Annotated in this window: 3 protein-coding genes; all 3 read right to left on the bottom strand. The window is 45.0% G+C overall.

Translation table 11 applies throughout. The features are described 5' to 3' along the window. Positions 1-172: 172 nt before the first annotated feature. The 3 genes from VB077_RS01090 to nifJ all read right to left on the bottom strand — a co-directional run bounded on the left by VB077_RS01090 (position 173) and on the right by nifJ (position 5,180). Complete coding sequence (locus VB077_RS01090) at positions 173-1,327, bottom strand: MGDG synthase family glycosyltransferase (RefSeq protein WP_323413365.1); 1,155 nt, start codon at positions 1,325-1,327, stop codon at positions 173-175. Between the two features lie 130 nt (positions 1,328-1,457). After that, complete coding sequence (locus VB077_RS01095) at positions 1,458-1,640, bottom strand: DUF3787 domain-containing protein (RefSeq protein WP_323413366.1); 183 nt, start codon at positions 1,638-1,640, stop codon at positions 1,458-1,460. 15 nt (positions 1,641-1,655) lie between these two features. Next, a complete protein-coding gene (gene nifJ, locus VB077_RS01100; RefSeq protein ID WP_323413367.1) occupies positions 1,656-5,180 on the bottom strand; it encodes a pyruvate:ferredoxin (flavodoxin) oxidoreductase in 3,525 nt (1,174 codons plus the stop codon). Between the last annotated feature and the right edge of the window lie 569 nt (positions 5,181-5,749).

The raw sequence follows: 5,749 nt of genomic DNA on the forward strand, positions 1-5,749 counted from the left end.
TACCTGCTTATTTTTTACGGAATTAAGTGTTGGAGCGTGGGGCAACATAACCTTTCATGGCATGTTTCTTGGGGGAAAATATATTTTTGCGTTCTCCTCAGCTCTTGTCCCACTTGACTTCTAGAACATCGCAATTACCTCCTCGATAGATCGGCCTTATACGTTATTTCGATTATTTTGCTCCGCTTATCGATTGAGGACATTCGTTAATGAGTTCAAAGATGTATTTTACAGCTTGTTCGGCAGCTTTTCCGGGTAAGGCTTTCGCTGCCGCTTGGCGCATTTGTTCAATCTCTTGGGGATTGTTCAGCAAGCGATGTACGGTTTCTTCCAGCTCTTCCTCTGTTTCGACAACCAGTCCGGCCCCAATCCGCTGAACAAAACGGGCATTTTCTTCTTCCTGCCCCGGAATCGGCTTATAGATTAACATAGGAAGATGCCGGGTCAACGCTTCCGACACGGTCAATCCTCCGGCTTTAGTGACAATAATATCCGATACGGCCATCAGTTCCTCAACATTATGAACATATCCAAAACGGCGCATCGGATTTTTGGCCTCAGCCACAATGCCATCCATAGACTTATAGAGTTTTTCATCCCGCCCGCAGACAATCAAGGATTGAACAGGCATATCCGAATCGGCTAAAAGCTGGCACATTTTTTTAATTCCGCCCAAAACGCCATAGGCCCCGCCCATAATCAAAAACACAGGGCGACCCGGATAAATTTGAAGCTTTTCACTCTCTTTTTGACGATCAATTCGCTGTTCAAAGCGGGGATTAACGGGAATACCCGTAATCCGAATGATCCGAGGGTCGATTCCCCTAGCCACAAGGTCTTTATAGACATCTTGATTCCCTACAATATAGAGATCTATGCCCGGATGAACCCATTGACTATGTACACCGTAATCCGTTACCACAGTAACAACGGGAACCTGTAATACACCGCGTAAGCGAAGTTTCGCCAGCACACCGGCAATCACAAAATAGGTACAAATAATCACATCCGGGTGAAGCTTATTGATATATCTTAAAAATTCGCCTCTCCCTACGTTATCCAATAGCTTCTGCAGCGTAGTATGAGGCAGAAGTTTCGAGGTTCCGTAATAGAACTTTCCCCATAAACGGGGAGTGTGCTTAATGAGTTCGATATATGTATTCTTAATAACTTTATTTAATGGCCTGCTTAAAAAAGCCATCGAATCAACGTGGGTAATTTCAGCGGAAGGAGCTTTCGAATGTATTGCATCAATGAGTGCCTCGGCAGCGCGCACATGACCTGCTCCGTAAGATGCCGAAAAGACAATAATGCGTAAATCGCCCACTTAGAAATCCTCCTTTGATTCCCTATAAAGAAGCAAAAATACCTCCTATACATTTTAACCTTAAATTTGAAAATAGCAAATAGAAACGAGGGACATAAGCCCCTCGTTTCCTTTATACTTTCGGTACGGATTAGGATAACGAGTTGGTATCCACCCATTCCTTGGCTTCGATAACAGCTTCTTCACTCGGAATGGCAACATTGGATTCAGGTTTCACGCTTTCGATATGTCCCCGCCAAGCCGCCGTATCATGCCGTTCAATCGGATTTGCCATGAACTTTTCTTTTGATTTATTTTCTTCTGCTCCAGCCATCGTTGATTCCTCCTATCAATACTGCATCGATGCAATACGTTTTAGTGTTTGATATTTTTCCCGGGCATGATCCTCTGCCACAGCAAACATCTTCTCCGCCAGCTCCGGGAATACCGTTTTGAGAGAAGAGTATCTGATTTCGCCCTTTAGGAAGTCTTGGAAAGAGGCTGTCGGTTCCTTAGAGTCAAGGATAAAGGGATTCTTACCTTGCTCTTTCAAACGGGGATCATGACGCCACAGATGCCAGTACCCCGCCTCGACCGCTTTCTTCATTTCCATCATACTGGTTCCCATGCCCGACTTGATCCCGTGGTTAATACAGGATGCGTAAGCAATGATTAAGGAAGGTCCTTTATAACTTTCGGCTTCGGCAATCGCCTTCAGCGTTTGACCCATATTAGCCCCCATGGCAATTTGAGCCACATAGACATAGCCGTAAGTAGTCGCCATGAGCCCGAGATCTTTTTTGCGAATCCGTTTTCCTCCGGCCGCAAATTTGGCGATGGCTGCGGTTTGGGTCGCTTTGGAAGATTGTCCGCCTGTATTGGAATAGACTTCCGTATCGACAATAAAGATATTGACATCGTCGCCGCTGGCAATCACATGATCCAGTCCATTATAGCCAATATCATAGGCAAAACCATCGCCGCCAAAAATCCAGACGGAAGGTTTTATGAGATAATCCTTGCGCGCCATAATCTCACCAAGCAGAGGCTCATTCGCGGAACCTTCGTTTTGGATTGCCGCAAGAACCCGAGCGGAGGCCTTTTTCGATCCTTCACCCTCCTCCATATTTTCAAGCCAATCCCGGAAGGCTTGTTTCAAATTGTCGGATATTGAAGTCTCTAAAGCGTGAATCATCAAATCGGCAATTTTGGCCCGGATTTGTTTTGAACCCACATGTATACCATAACCAAACTCGGCATTATCCTCAAAGAGGGGATTCATCCAAGCCGGTCCTTTGCCATCGGCATTTGTGGTATAAGGTATCGAGGGAGAACTCCCTCCCCAAATGGAAGAGCAGCCTGTCGCGTTGGCAATAATCATCCGGTCGCCAAACAATTGGGTAATCAGCCGGGCATAAGGTGTTTCACCGCAGCCGGGGCAAGCACCGTTGAATTCTAAGAGCGGACGGGCAAGCTGGCTTCCGAAGAGCGTTTTAACATCCGCTAAATCGCGTTTTTCTTTAACGGTCATCGCAAATTCCCAGTTTTCCGATTCCATCTCAATTTCATGATCGGCCGGCTTCATAACAAGCGCTTTACCGGGTGCCGGACAGATATCCGCACAGTTACCGCACCCCGTACAATCCAGAGGGGCGACCTGGATTCGGTAATGATATCCTTCCAGCTTTTTATTGACCGGCTTCTTCGTCTTGAAGGTATCCGGAGCTTTCGCATATTCATTTTCATCGAGCAAGAAGGGACGAATCGTAGCATGCGGACAGACATAAGAGCATTGGTTGCACTGGATGCATTTATCAATTTGCCACTCGGGAAGATAAACGGCAGTCCCACGCTTTTCGTAAGCGGTTGTACCGAGCGGATGGGTTCCATCCTCCATCCCTACAAAGGCACTGGTGGGTAGATTATCCCCCTCATGTGCTGCCATCGGACGTTGAATATCTTTCACAAAATCGGGTTCATTCTTAATTGGCATAGCCTCATCTTCAAGCGCAGCCCAGGCTGCCGGAACTTCGACTTTATGCAACGCCTCAATGCCGCGATCCACCGCTTTTTGATTCATCTCGACTATATTGGAACCCTTTTTGCCGTAGACCTTTTGAATCGAATCCTTAAGATAGCGAATGGCATCATCAACCGGAATAACGTTTGCCAGCTTAAAGAAAGCGGCTTGCATAACCATGTTAATCCGACCGCCCAAGCCGATTTCGCCGGCAATGGAGATAGCATCAATAATGTAGAAATTGATATTATTTTTAGCGATATAGCGTTTAAGTAGCGCAGGCAGATGATCTTCCACTTCTTCAGGCTTCCAAGGACAGTTCAGGACAAATGTTCCATTCTTTTTTAAGCCCTTTAAAAGATCGTAATTATAGAGGAATGACCGGTTATGGCAAGCAATATAGTCCGCATCGAATACAAAGTATGAAGATTTGATCGGAGTCTTGCCAAAGCGCAGGTGGGAAATTGTCGTTCCGCCGGACTTCTTGCTGTCATATTCGAAATATCCTTGAACATAAAGATCTGTGTTATCCCCGATAATCTTAATCGCACTCTTATTGGCGCCCACAGTTCCATCTGAGCCCAGTCCCCAAAACTTGCAGCTGATGGTTCCTTCTGGCATCGTATCAATAATTTGAGGGGTCGGTAAAGAGGTATGGCCGACATCGTCAATAATGCCGATCGTGAATCGATCTTTGGGCTGGCCTTGTTTTAGATTTTCATACACGGCAAGAATTTGGGAAGGAGTCGTGTCTTTTGATCCAAGTCCATAGCGTCCTCCGACAATCACCGGTTTTTGACCTTCGTTATTAAACATTTGGACGATATCAAGATAAAGCGGTTCACCTGTTGAACCCGGTTCCTTCGTTCGATCAAGCACGGCAATTTTCTTTACGGATTTGGGCAAAGCATCAAGAAAATATTTTTTCGAGAATGGACGATAGAGATGGACTTTCAGAAGCCCCACTTTTTCCCCTTTGGTTCGGAGATAGTCAATGACCTCTTCTGTCGTGTTGCAGACCGAACCCATAGCAATGATGATGTTTTCCGCTTCCGGATCTCCATAATATTGGAAGGGATGATATTCACGACCGCTAATTTTCTTAAATTCTTTAAAATAATTTTCAACGATATCAGGAACAGCATCGACAAACGGATTCGAAACCTCGCGGCCTTGAAAATAAATATCGGGATTTTCCGCACTTCCCCTTAAAACCGGATGTTCGGGGTTAAGCGCGCGGTCCCGAAAGGCTTGGATCGCCTTATAATCAACAAGCTTGGCAACCTCTTCATAGGGTGTTACTTCGATTTTCTGGATTTCATGGGAGGTTCTAAAGCCGTCAAAAAAATGCATAAAAGGGACTCGGCCTTTAATCGCCGAGAGATGGGCAATAAAAGCAAGGTCCATTGCTTCTTGGACATCATTTGAACAAAGCATCGCAAAGCCGGTCTGGCGGCAGGCATTGATATCTTGATGATCTCCAAAAATGGATAGGGCATGGGTGGCCAGAGCGCGTGCACTCACATGGAATACAGCAGGAACCAAACTTCCCGCCATTTTATACATTTCCGGAATCATTAAGAGCAAGCCTTGTGAAGCCGTATAAGTCGTTGTAAGCGCCCCGGCTTGCAGTGAACCATGAACTGCTCCTGCAGCGCCCCCTTCGGATTGCATTTCGACAACTCTTACCGGTTGGTCAAACAGGTTTTTCTTACCGTGAGCGGCCCATTCATCCACACCCTCTGCCATCGGTGATGAGGGTGTAATGGGAAAGATAGCGGCAACCTCTGTCAAGGCATAGGATGCCTCGGCTGCAGCCTGATTGCCATCCATCGTTTTCATTTTTTTTGCCACTAAAGAGTACCCCCTTCGAATATCAGGATATTTTTCTTTTTAGTATTCGATATTTTCGGAGTCTCATACCTAAAACTTCAATTTATTTCGACAGCTATATCTTGCTAAAACGATAAAACTTTCTTCAAAATTCTGTATAATACGAATAAAGTGTGTTAAGATGAAGCTACCAACAGGAAATGGATATATTTCTAAATTGTTCTTTGTTCAAGTGAAGTGTCCATTTGATTGGATTGGATGTGTTAATATGAAGAAATGGACTATTCCGACATTATTCGTAATCATCCTGGGTCTCGCTACTTACGGTTTGTCCAAATATAACTATCTCATTTATCACATCACTATGGAATTAGTCATATCTATGGTGGGTATACTCATTTTTACCACTTCTTTTATTTCCCGATCGCTTGTGAAAAAAAACATATTTACATTTATATAGCCATTCCTTTCGCTTCGCTCAAGGCACAAAACAGCATGAAATATGTTGCCTTCGAGCTAATTTCTTACTATTCTACAGCCATAGGGATAACAGTTAACTACAAATCACGAGGAGGTGAGTGGGCTGCTCC

Origin of the sequence: Desulfitobacterium sp., from assembly GCF_034927245.1 — a bacterium.
GTDB lineage: Bacteria > Bacillota > Desulfitobacteriia > Desulfitobacteriales > Desulfitobacteriaceae > Desulfitobacterium_A.